Genomic DNA, 14,442 nt, shown 5'->3' on the forward strand with positions numbered 1-14,442 from the left:
CGCATCCCTGTCCGTATCCCCCCAAACAGGTTCTTAAACGCGAGAATCTCCCCTGGGCTGGAATGGCATTCCGAGTGCATTCGAGGGATTGCCCTCATATTGATGGTAGCCGTTCATCATGGTCCATTCGGGGCGCTCATCGCCATGCATCCCTACGTGCAATGATGCGTTAGCGACACCCGTCGTGTCTGTGCCTTTTCTTAGAATCTGCCCATGCCGCCTTCTGCTTCTGATGCGCCGCTCGAACTCTCGCTCCGCGAGCTGCGCCGCCACCTCGACGCCTTTCTGACCGAGTACCTGAGCGACAAGAGCGATGAAACGGTGGGCACCTACCGGCGCTCACTCAACACCTTTCAGAAGTGGTTTATTCAGCGGCAGGGGCGCTTTCAGTTTACCGAAGACGATGTGCGCGCCTACAAGCAGTATCTGATGGAGGAGCGCGAGCTCAGCCAGGTCTCGGTGTCTACCTACCTGACGGCGGTGCGGCGGCTCTGCCAGTACCTGGTGGATGCAGGCCATCTGAACGAGAATCCGGCCAAGGCCGTGAAGGGCAACCGGCGCCCCGACACGCACACGCGCAAGGTGCTCACCGAATCCGACATTGAAGCGCTGCTCGACGCGATGGACGACGCCACGCCCATTGACAAGCGGGATGTGGCCATTGTGTACTGCATGCTCTACGCCGGGATGAGCGAGATTGAGCTGGTGCGCGCCGACGTGGGCGACTTCGAGCACACGCTCATGGGCGATGTGTTGCGCGTGCAGGGCAAGGGCCGCACCGTAAAAGACGAGCAAGTACCGCTCGATCCGCCCGTGGTGGAGCGCATCGAAGCCTACCTGCAAGCACGCGAACGTCCGAACCCCGACAAGCCGCTCTTTATCTCGCATGGGCGCCGATCCAAAGGCAAGCGGCTCAAGACGCGCTCCATTCGCGGACGCATCAACCAGCACATGAAAGCCGCCGAGATCAAGCGGCCCGGCATCACGCCGCACAGCCTTACGCACACCGCCGCGCTCATCTGGCTGAACCGCGGCATGCCGCTGGAGCAGGTCAAAGAGCGCATGCGCCACGGCACCCTCGACACCACCATGATCTACTACAAAAAGCAGGGCCTCTTGAAGCGCGATCCCGAGGAGCTCGACGACATGGAGCTGTAGATGAACCGGATAGGAGTAAAGGATTTAGGGGAAAAGTAAAGCTCCCTGCTTCGGGCGCTATCGGGTCCGGATTCCGCCCACTGGTCCGTCAGTTCGAGGCCAGCATGCCTCCGTGCCTGTTCGGTGCATCCACACTACGTTTCGCAAGCGCCAACGTACGGGGCACACGTCTCCAAATTAGCGCTTGTCCCCAGCGCCATGTGGCAGCCTACAACGAATTGATAGTCGGAGCCCGCTCGCGTCCCCGGCAGCCTATTCACCACCGACTTGAGAGATGTATTCTCCGCATCCTGCTTGCCCTGGACACCGATCCAGGGTCACGTGTTTAGCAACTTGTAGCCCGGGACTGGTATTCCGACAGCGGTCGGAAGGACGTCCCGGGCGGTTATTGAACCGCACGTAGCCGTCTCCGAGGGCGTGTCGCAGCGCTCCACTCACGGCTCCAGTTGCAAGCTAATCTGGTGCAGCCCACCGAACGACGACCACGATGTAAACGCATAGTCGGCGCGGAGCGGGCCCAGATCGATGCCAAAGCCGCCCCCGAATCCGGCCCAGTCCAGGCGGTCGTTCAGCACCAGTTCGCGGCTGCGGCGGTGGTTGTAGCCGCCGCGCACATCGAGCACTTCGCCCAGTTCCAGTTCCAGTCCCAGCGTCAGGTGCGCCAGCGCCTGCCCCAAGGGGGGCTCATCCTCCAGCGCGGTGCCAAAGTTGTGCAGGTCGTACCCGGTGACGGAGACCTGGAGCGGCAGATAGGCCAGCTCCTTCGCCACGCCAATGCGCCAATCCACGGGCAGATCGGTCGATGCGGTGCCAAAATCGCTCAGCGTGCGCCCCAGGTGGTGCACCGACGCCGCCACCGACCACTGCTGCTCGGGCCAGTGCGCCTGGATGCCTGCATCCACAGCCGCCGCGGTGGCACGGGCCGACTCGATGGCGGAGTACACGAGATGCACATTCGCACCATAGCGAATGCGTTCGGTGAGTGCGGTCGCCAGTCCCACCGTAAGTGCCACATCGCGTGCTGCAAAGTCGCCGGTGGGCACGCCCTGGGCATCGCGTCCATCGAACGAGCCCCAGTCTACGTAGCGCACCCCGGCGCCTACCGTAGCCAGCCCGTCGATGTGATGGCTATATGCTACGGTGCCCACCTGGCTGTCAGCAATAAAGTTGGTATACGAGGCCATCACCTGATTGCTTGTGGCCTGCGTGCCCAGCGCCGGGTTGTAGTAGAACGCGGCGGCATCGGTGCTGGGGGCAGCGGTAAGGCTGCTGCCCAGGGCCGCACTACGCGCTGATGTATCCAGCCGCAAGAAGCCAAACTCCGACAGCGAACCGCCCAGCTGGCCGTGTGCTGCCGGGGGGCCTATGAGCAGGCCGAGTAGCAGGCTCAGCATCCATCCAACACGAAGCATCATAACACACCAGGAAGTCAGCAGTACAAATCAACATCGTATACCTACATGCTACCGTGCGGTTTGGTTGAGTCCCCTTCCCTGCAGCAATCCATCGGGGAACGGACAAGTGTTGGTTGCGTGCCACACACGGCGCATCAGCCCGACGGCTCTATTGTGTTCGAGCCTGCTCGACCACCCCAGTGCCGCGGGCCCGTTCCATTCGTTACTGCACTCGTTTTTCCTTCCCTCTATGTTTGAGTGGCTCAAGAACCTGTTTGGCGATCCGAATGAGCGTAGGCTGAAGAAGATTTGGCCTGTCGTTGATGAGATCAACGAGATTTACGATACGCTTCAGGATCTGACCGACGACGAGCTCCGCGCCAAGACCGAGGCGTTTCGGGAGCAGCTCCACGAGGCGGTCGCAGACATCGAGGCGCGTCAAGACGAGATCAACGAGCGCTTGCGTCGTGCCCCCAGCGCCGCCACCGCTGAGCTGATCGAAGAGGCCGATGTTGGCGGCGACGGCCAACCTGGCACGGACCCGCGGGCTGATTTTGATCCAATTACGCTGGAAGAACGCGAGGATCTGTACGACGAGCTCGATGAGCTGGAGGAAGACTGGCTCGCCATCACGGAAGAAGAGATGGACGCGCTCTTGCCCGAGGCCTTCGCTGTCATGAAGGAAACCTGCCGCCGTATGCTCGGCGAAACGTGGCAGGCGGGCGGTGCCCAGATCGAATGGGATATGATCCCGTACGATGTGCAGCTTCTGGGCGGCGTGGTGCTGCATCACGGCAACATCGCCGAGATGAAAACGGGCGAAGGGAAAACGCTGGTCGCGATCCTGCCGCTCTACCTGAACGCACTGGCCGACCGCGGCTGTCACCTCGTAACGGTGAACCCGTACCTGGCCGAGCGCGATGCCGAATGGATGAAGCCGCTCTTCGAGTTCCACGGCCTCAGCGTCGACGTCATCGACCGCTACGACCCGCACTCCGAAGAGCGCCGCGCCGCGTATCAGTCCGACGTCACCTACGGCACCAACAACGAGTTTGGGTTCGACTACCTGCGCGACAACTCATTCGTCGTGCGCCCCAGCCAGTTGCAGCAGCGGGGGCATCACTTCGCGATTATTGACGAGATTGACTCGGTGCTGATTGACGAGGCCCGCACGCCCCTCATCATCAGCGGGCCCGTGCCCGACCAGGAGAACGATCAGTACCAGGAGTGGCGCGATCCGGTGCAGAAGGTCGTGCAAGCGCAGAAGCGCCTCGTTAAGAAGCTGACGCGCGAAGCCAAGGACCTGCTTGAAGCGCGCGATGAAGCGCAAGAAGCAGGCAACAAGAGCGAGGCCAACGAGCTGGAAGAAGAGGCCGGACTGTCGCTCCTGCGCGCCTCGCGCGGCTACCCGCGCCTGGATGCGCTCAAGTCGCTCTTGCAAGAGCAGGGCGTAGAACGGCTCCGCCAGAAAACGGAGTACTTCTACCTGCAGGAAAACGCGAAGAACATGCCCTTCGTGGATCAGGAGCTCTACTTCGCGCTCGATGAGAAGCAGCGCACAGTCGAACTCACCGCGAAAGGGCGCGAGTATATCGCCCAGATTCGCGGCGAAACCGAAGACCTCTTTGTCCTGCCGGAAGTCGGCCAAGAGATTGCCGAGCTGGAAGATGAGCACGCTGAGCGTGTGGCCGAACTCGAAGCCGATCTCCGCGGTCGCAGCGACCTGTCGAGCGAGGAGCGCGACGAGCGCCTCGTGGAGCAGAAGCAGGAGCTGCAGATGGAACTGCAGGAGCAGAAACGCAGCATCTACAACACGTACTCCGAACGAGCCGGGGTGCTGCACGCCATTGAGCAGCTGCTGAAAGCATTCACGCTGTACGAGCGCGACATGGAGTACATCGTGCAGGATGGCAAGGTGCAGATCGTTGACGAGCATACCGGACGTGTGCTCGACGGACGACGCTATTCGCAGGGCCTTCACCAGGCTATCGAGGCCAAGGAAGAGGTCGAGGTGCAGTCGGCCACGCAGACGTACGCGTCGGTCACGCTGCAGAACTACTTCCGCATGTACGACAAGCTCTCGGGCATGACCGGTACCGCCGAGACCGAGGCCGAAGAGTTTGGCGAAATCTATAACCTCGATGTGGTCGTGGTGCCAACCAACGAGCCCATCCGCCGCGACGATAAAGACGACCTGGTCTTCCGCACGCGCCACGAGAAGTACGACGCCGTCGTCAACAAAGTCAAGGAATACAACGAGAACGGACAGCCTGTCCTGGTGGGGAGTGCCTCCGTCGAGGTCTCCGAACAGATCAGCCGCATGCTCAAGCGCGAGGGGCTGCGCCACAACGTACTCAACGCCAAGCAAGACCGCGCAAAGCAAGAATCGCAGGTCGTGGCCGAGGCCGGGCAGAAAGGCGCCATCACCATCGCTACAAACATGGCCGGGCGGGGTACCGACATCAAAATTAGTGACGAGGTGCGCGAGCTCGGCGGCCTCGCCATCATCGGCTCCGAGCGTCACGAAAGCCGACGCATCGACCTGCAGCTTCGCGGGCGTGCCGGACGCCAGGGCGATCCGGGCGAGAGCCAGTTCTACGTCTCGCTCGAAGACGACCTCATGCGCATGTTTGGCTCCGACCGCGTAGCCAAGATCATGGACCGCATGAACTGGGAGGAGGGCGTCCCAATTACCCACAAGTACATCAACAAGAGCATTAAGCGGGCGCAGAGCAAAGTCGAGCAGAACAACTACGCGATTCGTAAGCGCCAGCTCGAATATGACGATGTGCTGAACGCACAGCGCGAGGTCATCTACAAACGTCGCCGCCAAGCGCTCACCGGCGAACGGTTCCACGGACAGATGCTCTCCATGCTGCACGAGCTCTGTGAAGCCATCGTCGCCGAGTACTACGGCGACGGCAACATTGCCGGGCTCCGCGAAGAGCTGCTGCGCGTGTTGGCGTTCGACTTCGAGATCGACCGCGAAACGTTCGTGCAACTTGGCGAAGACGGCGTGGCCATGCGCGTCTTCGAGGAAGCCAGCGAGCACTATCACCAGAAACGCCAGGCGCTGGCCCAGCCGTTCTACGAGCGCCTCAACGGCCTCAAAGAAGAGCGTGGCGAGGATACACCTAACCAGGTGTACGTCGACTTTACCGACGGCCAGCGCCTCTTGCGCGCCGTGGCCGATGTCGAAGCCGCTCTCGAAACCGACGGCCAAGAGATCAACGACGCCCTCGAACGCAACGCCATGCTGTCCACCATCGACAGCAAATGGACCGACCACCTGCGCGAGCTCGACGAGCTCAAAGAAGGTATTGGCCTGCGCTCCTATGGGCGCAAAGACCCCGTCGTCGAGTACAAGATGGAGGCGTTCGACCTCTTTGCCGACATGATGGAAGAGATCGGCAACGACGTGGTCTCGCTCGCCTTCCGGTCGGGCCCCGTCGTCAACGATGCCACTCCGCAAGACAGCACCAGCGAGCCCAAGAGCCGCCTGGACCGCCGCCGCGCCAAAACGCAGCACGACAGCGCCGAACCCTCATACGGCGTGCAAGCCGGACAGGGCGAGGGCGGAGACGGGGCCGCCGAGCGCGACCCAAGCGTCGACAAGCAAGCCCCTGTCACCGTAGCCGACGAGCCCGGGCGCAACGACTACGTCAAAGTCCGCAACAACAGCACCGGCGAAACGGCAGAGATGAAGTATAAACACGCCAAGAAGAAAATCAAGCAGGGCTGGTCGCTCGTTTCATAAGCCGCCCCAGGCAGCCATGCCGGGTCGTCCAGGTGCTTCATCTGCAACGGCCCCGTGATTGCGTCCGAAATATGTTGTAGGTTGGAAGCAAAGGGCCGCCGCTGGGCCCCTCCGTATCGTCCGCTCCCCGCTTGGCTGCGCGCTGCGTGCAGCTCCGGGCGTCTCGGAGGTCCAGGGTGCGTGCCCCCTCCCGTGTGGATTCCTGATTCCAATGCTGCCCCGGTCCTATGCTTCGATCCTTATACGTCAAGGATTACGCGCTCATCGAAGAGCTTGAGGTCACCTTCGACAGCGGGCTCAACATCATCACCGGCGAAACCGGCGCAGGCAAATCCATCTTGATGGGCGCACTCAGCATGATCCTGGGCGATCGTGCTTCCACCGACCGCCTCCGGGAAGGCGCTAAGAAAGCCATCATCGAGGGCATCTTCGACGAGGCCGACACCCCGCGCATCCGCAAGCTCCTTACCGAGCACACCATCGACACCGAGCCGCTGCCGCGCATCATCTTGCGCCGTCAGCTCACCGAATACGGAAGCCGAGGCTTTATCAACGACACCCCGGCCACGCTCGACGTGATGCGCGGCGTGGCCGCCGAACTTATCGACCTGCACGGCCAGCATGAGCACCAGTCGCTGCTCAAGGTCGAAACGCACCGCGCCATGATCGACAGCTTTGGCGGACTGGGTGGGCTCATTGACCAGTACGAGGCGCGCTACCACGAGGTGGACCAGCTTATTCAGGAGCGCACCGAAATGGCCGAGCGCAAGCGCGAGCTTAGCCAGCAGCGCGAGCTGTACGAGTTCCAGATCAAAGAAATCGACGAGGTCGACCCCCAGCCCGGCGAGGAAGACGACCTGAAGGCCGAACGCCGCGTGCTTGAAAACGCGGAGCACCTCTACGCCTCCACCTCGCGCCTGTACGACATGCTCTATACCGATGAGCACGCCGTACACGACAAGATTGTGGTGGCGCGCAATACACTGCAAGACCTGGCGCGCATCGACCAGACGTTCGAGGAGCAGCTTGACGAAATCAAGTCGGTGCAGATTGTGGTGAGCGAGCTGGCCAGCTTTCTGCAGGACTACAACGCGCACGTCGAGTTCGACCCCGACCGGCTGCAGCGGATTCGCGAGCGCATTGCTGAGCTGGAGCGCCTGAAGCGCAAGTACGGCGGCACGCTCCAGGCGGTGCTGGAGCATCGCGAGGAGATCGGCGAGAAGTACGCGCTGGCCAACGACTTCTCAGGAGCGCTGGAGCGTCTCACCGAGCAGATCAACGATGCCCGCGCCCGCCTCTCCGATGCCGCTCAGCGCCTCTCTGACAAGCGCAAGGAAGTGGCCGAACGCGTCGAAGAGGCTGTCGAACGTGAGCTGGAGGCGCTGGGCATGCCCGACAGCCAGTTCGAGGTGCGCTTCGAACGCACTGCCGACGCCGATGGCTGGATCACCATCGACGGCACATGCTACCGCGCCTTTCGCCATGGCATTGACCAGATGGCGTTCTACATCTCGACCAATGTCGGCGTAGACCCCAAACCGCTGGTCCAGGTGGCCTCGGGCGGCGAAATCAGCCGCATCATGCTGGCGCTCAAGACCATTTTAGCCAAGAGCGAGCGCCTGCCCATTCTTGTGTTCGACGAGATTGACACCGGCATCTCGGGCGATATGGCGCGCCGCGTGGGCGAGAGCATGTACAACCTGGCACGCTACCACCAGATCATCACCATTACGCACCTGCCCCAGATTGCGGCCCTCGGCGATGTGCACTTCCGCGTCGAGAAAGAGGTAGTCGACGAGCGCACTCGCAGCACCATCGTGCGGCTGAGCGACGACGAGCAGGCCGAGCAGGTCGCCTCGCTCATCAGCGGCACCGACGTCACCGACGCCGCCCTGACGAACGCCCGCGAACTCATGGACACCCGCCCGGATGCGTAGTGCTGCGTCAATGCTTATTGGAGTGGTCAACTTGGAATGATCCTCCGACGAAGCCTGTCATGGTGAGCTCCGTCGAACCATCTCCTCGGTGTTTGGCGGCTCCCGTTCAGGACGAGCACTTCCTGTGTATCCACCTGTATTTGATAGTGGATACGGTAGCATTTGGCACGCGATACAGCTATGTTTGAGAATCGTATCCATGTATCCGACACGCACCATTCCTTCCTGCTTATGCCTACCCCCTCCATCACATTTGGCACCGACGGCTGGCGCGCCATTATTGCCGACGGCTATACGACCGAGACGCTCGACCGCGTCGCCTGTGCAACAGCGGCCTGGGTGCGTAGCGAATACGGCGATACCGCTTCGGTCGTGCTCGGCTACGACACGCGCTTCATGAGCGATGTGTTTGCCGGGCGCACTGCCCGGCGTCTGGCGCAACACGGCGTGCAGGTGCATCTGGCCGATGGATTCGTGCCTACGCCTGCCGTAAGCTGGGGCACGCTACAGATGGAGGCCGACGCGGGAATCGTCATCACCGCCAGCCACAACCCGCCGCACTACAACGGCTTTAAGCTCAAAGCCGACTTTGGCGGTCCCGCCCCGCCTGCGATGGTGAGTGCAGTAGAGGCCAAGATCCCGGGCGTTGAGGTGCCCGCCACCCTGCCTACACGGGACGCGCTGGAGGCCGACGGCATGATCATGCCCTTCGATCTGGGCGCACAGTTTCAGGACGCCCTCCGCAACGCGCTCGACATCAACGCGATTGCCGCATCAGGCGTGCAGATTGCACACGATCCCATGTTCGGCGCCGGGCAAGGACTCGTAACCGGGCTCTTGGGGGAGGCGCAGGTCACCACGCTGCACCACGAGATCAATCCCAGCTTTCAGGGCACGCCGCCCGAGCCCATTGCGCGCAACCTGGAGGCCCTGGGCGCGCTCATCCGCGACAACGACCTGGATGTGGGCCTCGCCAACGACGGCGACGCCGACCGCATCGGCATGTTCGACGAGCAGGGCCGCTTTGTGACGTCACATCTCATTCTGTCGCTGCTCGTGAAGTATCTGCATCAGGAGCGCGGGCTGAGCGGGTCTATCGTCAAGACGTTCTCGACCACGCACATGCTCGACAAGATGGCGGCAACCTACGGTCTGCCCATCGAGACGACGCCCATTGGGTTTAAGCATATCGCCTCGAAAATGGCTGAAGGCGATGTGCTGGTGGGAGGCGAAGAGTCGGGCGGTATTGCCGCGAAGGGACACATCCCCGAGCGCGACGGCGTGTACATCGGGCTGCTGATTGTAGAGATGATGGTGAAGCGCGACAAGACGCTCTCCGAACTGGTGGATGAACTCTACGACGAATTCGGTCCGCACCACACCTACCGCGACGACCTACGCATTACCGATGCGCAGAAAACCGCTGCGCTGGAGCGCCTCTCTGAACACGGCGGTCTTGATGCGGTGAACGGCCACGCCGTTACCGAACTGCAGACGCTGGACGGCTACAAGCACATCACCGCCAACGGCTGGCTGCTCATTCGTCCGTCAGGCACCGAGCCGGTGCTGCGTGTGTACTCCGAAGCCGAATCGGAAGACGCCGCACGCGCCCTCGTCAAAGACGCCAGCCGCCAACTGGGTTTGGCCGATGCAGCGCACTAATCGCCCGGTGCTGAGCAAAAGAGCGGCCCCCGTTACGCTGCCGCTTGTTGCGGAGCCGGGGCCGCTGTCGAAGCGCTTTGGGAACGCGCAGCATTCAAGATCTGCTGCACAATGTCTTGGTGGTGGTCGGAGTGGATACGGGTGAACCGGAGCCACTCTGAGGCACACAGCAGGCCAAACGCCGGGTGCGGAATGCGGGCATTGGCCTCGGGGAGCGCGGGCAGATGCTCATGTAACGTCTCAAACTGCTCGCGGCTCTTCTCATAGGTAGCGCGCAGGTCCGCCCGGCTCACGCCCTGTGGCGGACGCACGGACGAACGTGCCTCGGCTTCCAGATCGCCGAACGACCCTTCTTCGAGTATACGAGCGCCGATGTCGTTCGGCGCACCTTCTTGCACAGTTGGACCGCGATTGAGGGCTGCCAGGCGGGCAGCTTTCAGCGATTTGCTGTTCGACTGCAGAATGTGATACAGGTGCTCGGCAGGCGACCAGCCCGAAATCGTTTCGTGTATGCTAAAGAGCACGTGCTGGGGCGCATCCAACAGCGCTTCCACTGCATCATAGAAGCCGCGAAGCATGCTGTACTCATCCGACATAATAAGCGTCGGATTACTGGAGTAAGGAACCATGGGAATGCTGTCGATCAACAAACAATACAAGTACGGACAGATTTACAGTGCATCCACATTATTTTCACCGAAATCCTGTACTACAATCGAAGATCGTGTGCAGAGATCCGTAGTTGGTCACAAAAAATCCACAACTCATCTATTAACTCCCAGTGTTCGCTTTTTTGTTACCCAATGCGTACACTTTTGGAGTGGGTAAGGACGGAATACACAATCTCTTTCACGACACCACACGTCAAACGCATGGCTGAACAAGGATCGGGCGGAAACGTCATCGCAGCACTGGCCAGCTTTTTCATTGCAGGACTGGGTCAACTTCTACAGGGACGTCTGGTACCGGCTGCTGTTCACGTAGTAGCTTCGGTTGCTATTTGGGTTGTGTCCTTTGGGACGATGGGCTGGGTCGTACACCTCTATTCAGCCTACGACGCGGCTACCTGGTCGGAATGAGTCGGATCTCGTATGGCAATATCATACGGCGAAAGTTGTGCTTAGAGCGTGCCCAAACACACAAAACCCCCTGCTGGTCAGCCGATCAACAGGGGGTTGTGCCATGCTGCGAATGCAGCACAGCAAGTGCAAATAGATGTGGAGATGCCGGGAGTCGAACCCGGGTCCGAATGGCCGCTCGTGTCGAGCATCTACCTTCATAGTGGTTCTATTTCAATGTCGCGGCTCCTCTCCAGCCAAACCACGAGGCCAGAGGAGTGCCAAGGCTGATCAAGTTTCACCACAGTACATCCAGCCGGAATATGTGTGGCTATTCTGTCTAATATGATGTCTCAGGCAAACCGACAGACAAGCCTGACAGGAGACAGATGGGGGCTGTTACGCCGCCATCGCGTACGTGTAATCGTCCGCATTTACAAGTTCCTAACGAGATTAACGAGCATATTAGGCAGCTCGGAAGGACAGCCCGCCGCGCGATTACCACCCGTCGAAGCCGTGTCATCCCCATATGTGAAAGAGCAACCCGCCAGCAGAATGATGTACTCTCTGCCTTTGGGATAGACAGTCTAATCACTTCTACATCCTTTGTTCCAGCGTCTACGCAGATGCACCGCCCGTTACTGGACAGGGGCATCTGTGAAGCTCCGATCGAGCAACCGTCTTTGGTGCGATTCGTTATGCACCTTTCCACACGCACGCTACTCTGTTTCGACCTGCTCTGGCCTCTCATGCCAACCCACCCCGACGATTCGCCTCGCAACGGTTCGCCGCGCAACGATTCGATCTACGATGCGCAATACCGTGAGCCTAAGGCGCACACCGAGCGCTACGCCGACCTTGCATCCATTGTGCGACAGCTGCGCCAGGACTGTCCGTGGGACCGCGAGCAGACCCACGTATCCGTTAAACATCTGCTTATCGAAGAAGCCTACGAGGTCGTCGAGGCCATCGAGTCGGGCGATCCGACGGCGCTGCAGCAGGAATTAGGGGATGTGCTGCTGCACGTACTCTTCCACAGCACAATTGCCGAGGAGGCCGGGCGCTTTACCGTGCAAGACGTCATCGATGCCGAAATCGATAAGCTGGTGCGGCGCCATCCGCACGTGTTTGGCGACCTGGAGACCGACGACCCCGACGCGGTGCTCGCGAATTGGGAGCGCATCAAGCAGCAGGAATCCAACCATGAGGACGCTGATGATGCTCTGAAGTCAGCGCTCGACGGCGTGCCTGCGCAGCTTCCCTCGCTCTTGCGCGCCTTTCGGATGCAGGAGAAAGCCGCAGGCGTGGGCTTCGACTTCCCAAACCCGCAGGCCACCTGGGCGAAGGTCGAGGAAGAACTTGCCGAGTTTGAGGAGGCTGATGCGTCCGATGATGACAAGGCGCGCGCGCAGGAGTTTGGCGACCTGCTCTTTGCGCTGGTCAACTACGCACGGCAGGTTGGAATAAACCCGGAAAACGCACTGCGCGGCACGAACGCGCGCTTCCAGGAGCGCTTTCAGTACATCGAAGCGCAGTTACACGCCAACGACCAGTCGTGGGACGATGTCTCGCTCGCTGAGGCCGACACCCTCTGGGACGAGGCAAAGACCGCGCTGCGCTCGCCTTCTGCTTCCAACGCCTCCTGACACATGCCTACGGTGCTCGACACCATTGCCACGGCCAACCCGCCGACGCGCAAGCCACAGCCCGACGCAGCGGCCTTCATGCAGCGCATCACCTCGCTGCCCGAACGGCTACGCTCCCGCATCCCCGCCATCTACCGCGGCACGGCCATCGACCAGCGGCACTCGGCTATTGCCGACTTCGCCAAAGACGATCCGTCAGAGTTCACGTTCTTCCCACCGACCTGGTCGCTTGAACCGGCCCCCTCTACGTCCGATCGCAACGCCAAGTATCGCGAGGCGATCCTACCGCTCACGCAGCGGGCCGCCCGCCAGGCCCTTGCGCAGTCGGATACCGCAGCCGAAGACATCACCCACGTCATCGGCGTAAGCTGCACCGGGTTTTTTGCGCCCGGATTCGACATCCATCTCGTCAAAGAACTGGGGCTGCCGCCCACCACGCAGCGCACGTTTATCGGATTCATGGGCTGCTACGCGGCGTTCAACGCGCTCCGTGTAGCCCACAGCTTCTGCCAGTCGCAGCCCGATGCGCGCGTGCTCATTGTGTGCGCCGAGCTGTGCACGCTCCACTTTCAGGTGAACGATGCGCTCGAAACCGCTGTTGTCAACGCGCTCTTCGCCGACGGATGCGCCGCGGCCATCGTCTCGCAGCGCGACACGGTGCCTGCAGGCGTGCTTGAGTACGTCGACTCCCGCACCACGATGGACGACAACTCCATGGATCACATGACATGGGATATCGGCGATACGGGCTTCCAGATGGGTCTCTCCTCCCGCGTGCCTCGCGTCATTGCCGACCACCTGCCCGGCTACGTGGATGCGCTCGTGCCCAACGAGGCCACCGTTGACTTCTGGGCCATTCATCCCGGCGGACGTGCTATTGTCGATAAAGCGCAGAAGGTCTTGGGGCTATCGGATGCGAAGGTGCACGACTCGCTGGAGGTCTTGCGCAACTACGGCAACATGAGTTCGCCCACCATTCTGTTCGTTCTGAAGCGCATGCTGGAGCGCGGTCCACAAACCGGCACGCATGGCGTGGCCATGGCCTTCGGTCCGGGTCTCACGATTGAAGGCGCGCTGTGGAAGTGGGGTGGGTGAAGGATGGATGGATGGACGGGGAGATTAGGAAACTAACGCCTACCGAGCCAGCGTTGAAGATCGAAAGAATGCAATTTCGCATTGGTAGCACACCGTTATGGCCGCAAAAGCAACGACATGCCGGATTGACGAGGAGGCAAAGCTAACGCTTCCTGAAGAGATGATGACGCGAAGTCGCATCACAAAGGGAGATCGCGTCCAAATCATTGAGACGGATCAGGGACTTCTCATTACGCCGTACGATCCCACACTGGAGGAAGCACTGGAGCTCTACAAAGAAGGAGCTGAATCGTACAACGATGCCCTTCGTGATTTAGCGTGACCATGCCTGATTCTTCTCCTGATGAACCACGTTGGTTGTCGCGTACCATTGTAGATGCGATCCACGATGATCAGATCAACTCGCATGGTGGACTGCCGGGCATCAACAACGACGGATTGATCGAATCCGCATTGGCCCGCCCGCGCAATCGGTGGGCTTACGGAGGCCCCGAAACAGATCTTGCAACACTTGCGGCAGCCTATGGCTTTGGGATTGCGAAAAACCACGGCTACCGCGATGCGAACAAACGAACGGCGTTCATGAGCATGTACGTCTTTCTGGGGCTCAACGGCCGCCGTATTGTTGCTGAGCAAAAAGAGGTTGTCTCGTTAATGGAGGACATTGCGGCAGATCGCTGCGCCGAAGAAGAGTTGGCTTCCTGGCTACGTAGTCATACGGAGCCTCGATGACAG

At 60.7% G+C, this 14,442-nt stretch carries 11 protein-coding genes and 1 other RNA gene; 9 read left to right on the plus strand and 3 right to left on the minus strand.

Annotated elements, in window-relative coordinates; genetic code table 11:
- Window positions 1–213 precede the first annotated feature (213 nt).
- Window positions 214–1,158: a tyrosine-type recombinase/integrase gene (locus CRI93_RS12500; RefSeq protein ID WP_098062978.1), complete on the plus strand. Its 945-nt coding sequence runs from the start codon at window positions 214–216 to the stop codon at window positions 1,156–1,158.
- 434 nt (window positions 1,159–1,592) lie between these two features.
- Here the strand turns inward: CRI93_RS12500 and porQ are convergent, their stop codons facing one another.
- A complete protein-coding gene (gene porQ / locus CRI93_RS12505; RefSeq protein ID WP_141491702.1) occupies window positions 1,593–2,573 on the minus strand; it encodes a type IX secretion system protein PorQ in 981 nt (326 codons plus the stop codon).
- Window positions 2,574–2,802: 229 nt separating this feature from the next.
- Here porQ and CRI93_RS12510 point away from each other — a divergent pair, with 229 nt between their 5' ends.
- The 3 genes from CRI93_RS12510 (at window position 2,803) to CRI93_RS12520 (ending at window position 9,908) form a co-directional block, all read left to right on the plus strand.
- Window positions 2,803–6,309, plus strand: a complete 3,507-nt coding sequence (locus CRI93_RS12510; RefSeq protein ID WP_098062980.1) for a preprotein translocase subunit SecA — start codon at window positions 2,803–2,805, stop codon at window positions 6,307–6,309.
- Window positions 6,310–6,536: 227 nt separating this feature from the next.
- Window positions 6,537–8,246: a DNA repair protein RecN gene (gene recN / locus CRI93_RS12515; protein WP_098062981.1), complete on the plus strand. Its 1,710-nt coding sequence runs from the start codon at window positions 6,537–6,539 to the stop codon at window positions 8,244–8,246.
- Window positions 8,247–8,477: 231 nt separating this feature from the next.
- Entirely contained in the window at window positions 8,478–9,908 is a 1,431-nt protein-coding gene (locus CRI93_RS12520; RefSeq protein WP_098063034.1) for a phosphoglucomutase/phosphomannomutase family protein, read from the plus strand.
- Window positions 9,909–9,940: 32 nt separating this feature from the next.
- On the opposite strand, the gene CRI93_RS12525 is transcribed toward CRI93_RS12520, so the two are convergent.
- The gene (locus CRI93_RS12525; protein WP_141491703.1) at window positions 9,941–10,537 is read right to left on the minus strand and encodes a DinB family protein; all 597 of its coding nucleotides are present in this window, start codon (window positions 10,535–10,537) and stop codon (window positions 9,941–9,943) included.
- Between the two features lie 243 nt (window positions 10,538–10,780).
- Here CRI93_RS12525 and CRI93_RS12530 point away from each other — a divergent pair, with 243 nt between their 5' ends.
- Window positions 10,781–10,987 (plus strand): hypothetical protein, encoded by a 207-nt coding sequence (locus CRI93_RS12530; RefSeq protein ID WP_098063035.1) that lies wholly within the window; start codon window positions 10,781–10,783, stop codon window positions 10,985–10,987.
- 136 nt (window positions 10,988–11,123) lie between these two features.
- Here the strand turns inward: CRI93_RS12530 and ssrA are convergent.
- Window positions 11,124–11,493: a transfer-messenger RNA gene (gene ssrA / locus CRI93_RS12535) on the minus strand.
- 222 nt (window positions 11,494–11,715) lie between these two features.
- On the opposite strand from ssrA, the gene mazG reads away from it, so the two are divergent.
- The 4 genes from mazG (at window position 11,716) to CRI93_RS12555 (ending at window position 14,439) form a co-directional block, all read left to right on the plus strand.
- A complete protein-coding gene (mazG, locus tag CRI93_RS12540; RefSeq protein WP_098062983.1) occupies window positions 11,716–12,612 on the plus strand; it encodes a nucleoside triphosphate pyrophosphohydrolase in 897 nt (298 codons plus the stop codon).
- A 3-nt stretch (window positions 12,613–12,615) separates the two neighbouring features.
- On the plus strand, window positions 12,616–13,707 hold the full coding sequence (locus CRI93_RS12545; RefSeq protein ID WP_098062984.1) for a type III polyketide synthase: 1,092 nt from the start codon (window positions 12,616–12,618) through the stop codon (window positions 13,705–13,707).
- A gap of 97 nt (window positions 13,708–13,804) precedes the next feature.
- Window positions 13,805–14,029, plus strand: a complete 225-nt coding sequence (locus tag CRI93_RS12550; RefSeq protein WP_098062985.1) for an AbrB/MazE/SpoVT family DNA-binding domain-containing protein — start codon at window positions 13,805–13,807, stop codon at window positions 14,027–14,029.
- 2 nt (window positions 14,030–14,031) lie between these two features.
- The gene (locus CRI93_RS12555) at window positions 14,032–14,439 is read left to right on the plus strand and encodes a type II toxin-antitoxin system death-on-curing family toxin (RefSeq protein WP_098062986.1); all 408 of its coding nucleotides are present in this window, start codon (window positions 14,032–14,034) and stop codon (window positions 14,437–14,439) included.
- The last annotated feature ends 3 nt before the right edge of the window (window positions 14,440–14,442 follow it).

This window comes from Longimonas halophila (genome assembly GCF_002554705.1).
Classification (GTDB): Bacteria; Bacteroidota; Rhodothermia; order Rhodothermales; family Salinibacteraceae; genus Longimonas; species Longimonas halophila.

What these genes read in the sequence shown, in the direction of transcription:
- recN (WP_098062981.1), top strand. Translation starts at nt 6,537, where the DNA reads ATGCTTCGATCCTTATACGTCAAGGATTACGCGCTCATCGAAGAGCTT.
- CRI93_RS12530 (WP_098063035.1), top strand. Translation starts at nt 10,781, where the DNA reads ATGGCTGAACAAGGATCGGGCGGAAACGTCATCGCAGCACTGGCCAGC.
- CRI93_RS12520 (WP_098063034.1), top strand. Translation starts at nt 8,478, where the DNA reads ATGCCTACCCCCTCCATCACATTTGGCACCGACGGCTGGCGCGCCATT.
- CRI93_RS12525 (WP_141491703.1), bottom strand. Translation starts at nt 10,537, where the DNA reads ATGGTTCCTTACTCCAGTAATCCGACGCTTATTATGTCGGATGAGTAC.
- CRI93_RS12510 (WP_098062980.1), top strand. Translation starts at nt 2,803, where the DNA reads ATGTTTGAGTGGCTCAAGAACCTGTTTGGCGATCCGAATGAGCGTAGG.
- CRI93_RS12545 (WP_098062984.1), top strand. Translation starts at nt 12,616, where the DNA reads ATGCCTACGGTGCTCGACACCATTGCCACGGCCAACCCGCCGACGCGC.
- CRI93_RS12500 (WP_098062978.1), top strand. Translation starts at nt 214, where the DNA reads ATGCCGCCTTCTGCTTCTGATGCGCCGCTCGAACTCTCGCTCCGCGAG.
- mazG (WP_098062983.1), top strand. Translation starts at nt 11,716, where the DNA reads ATGCCAACCCACCCCGACGATTCGCCTCGCAACGGTTCGCCGCGCAAC.
- CRI93_RS12555 (WP_098062986.1), top strand. Translation starts at nt 14,032, where the DNA reads ATGCCTGATTCTTCTCCTGATGAACCACGTTGGTTGTCGCGTACCATT.
- porQ (WP_141491702.1), bottom strand. Translation starts at nt 2,573, where the DNA reads ATGATGCTTCGTGTTGGATGGATGCTGAGCCTGCTACTCGGCCTGCTC.
- CRI93_RS12550 (WP_098062985.1), top strand. Translation starts at nt 13,805, where the DNA reads ATGGCCGCAAAAGCAACGACATGCCGGATTGACGAGGAGGCAAAGCTA.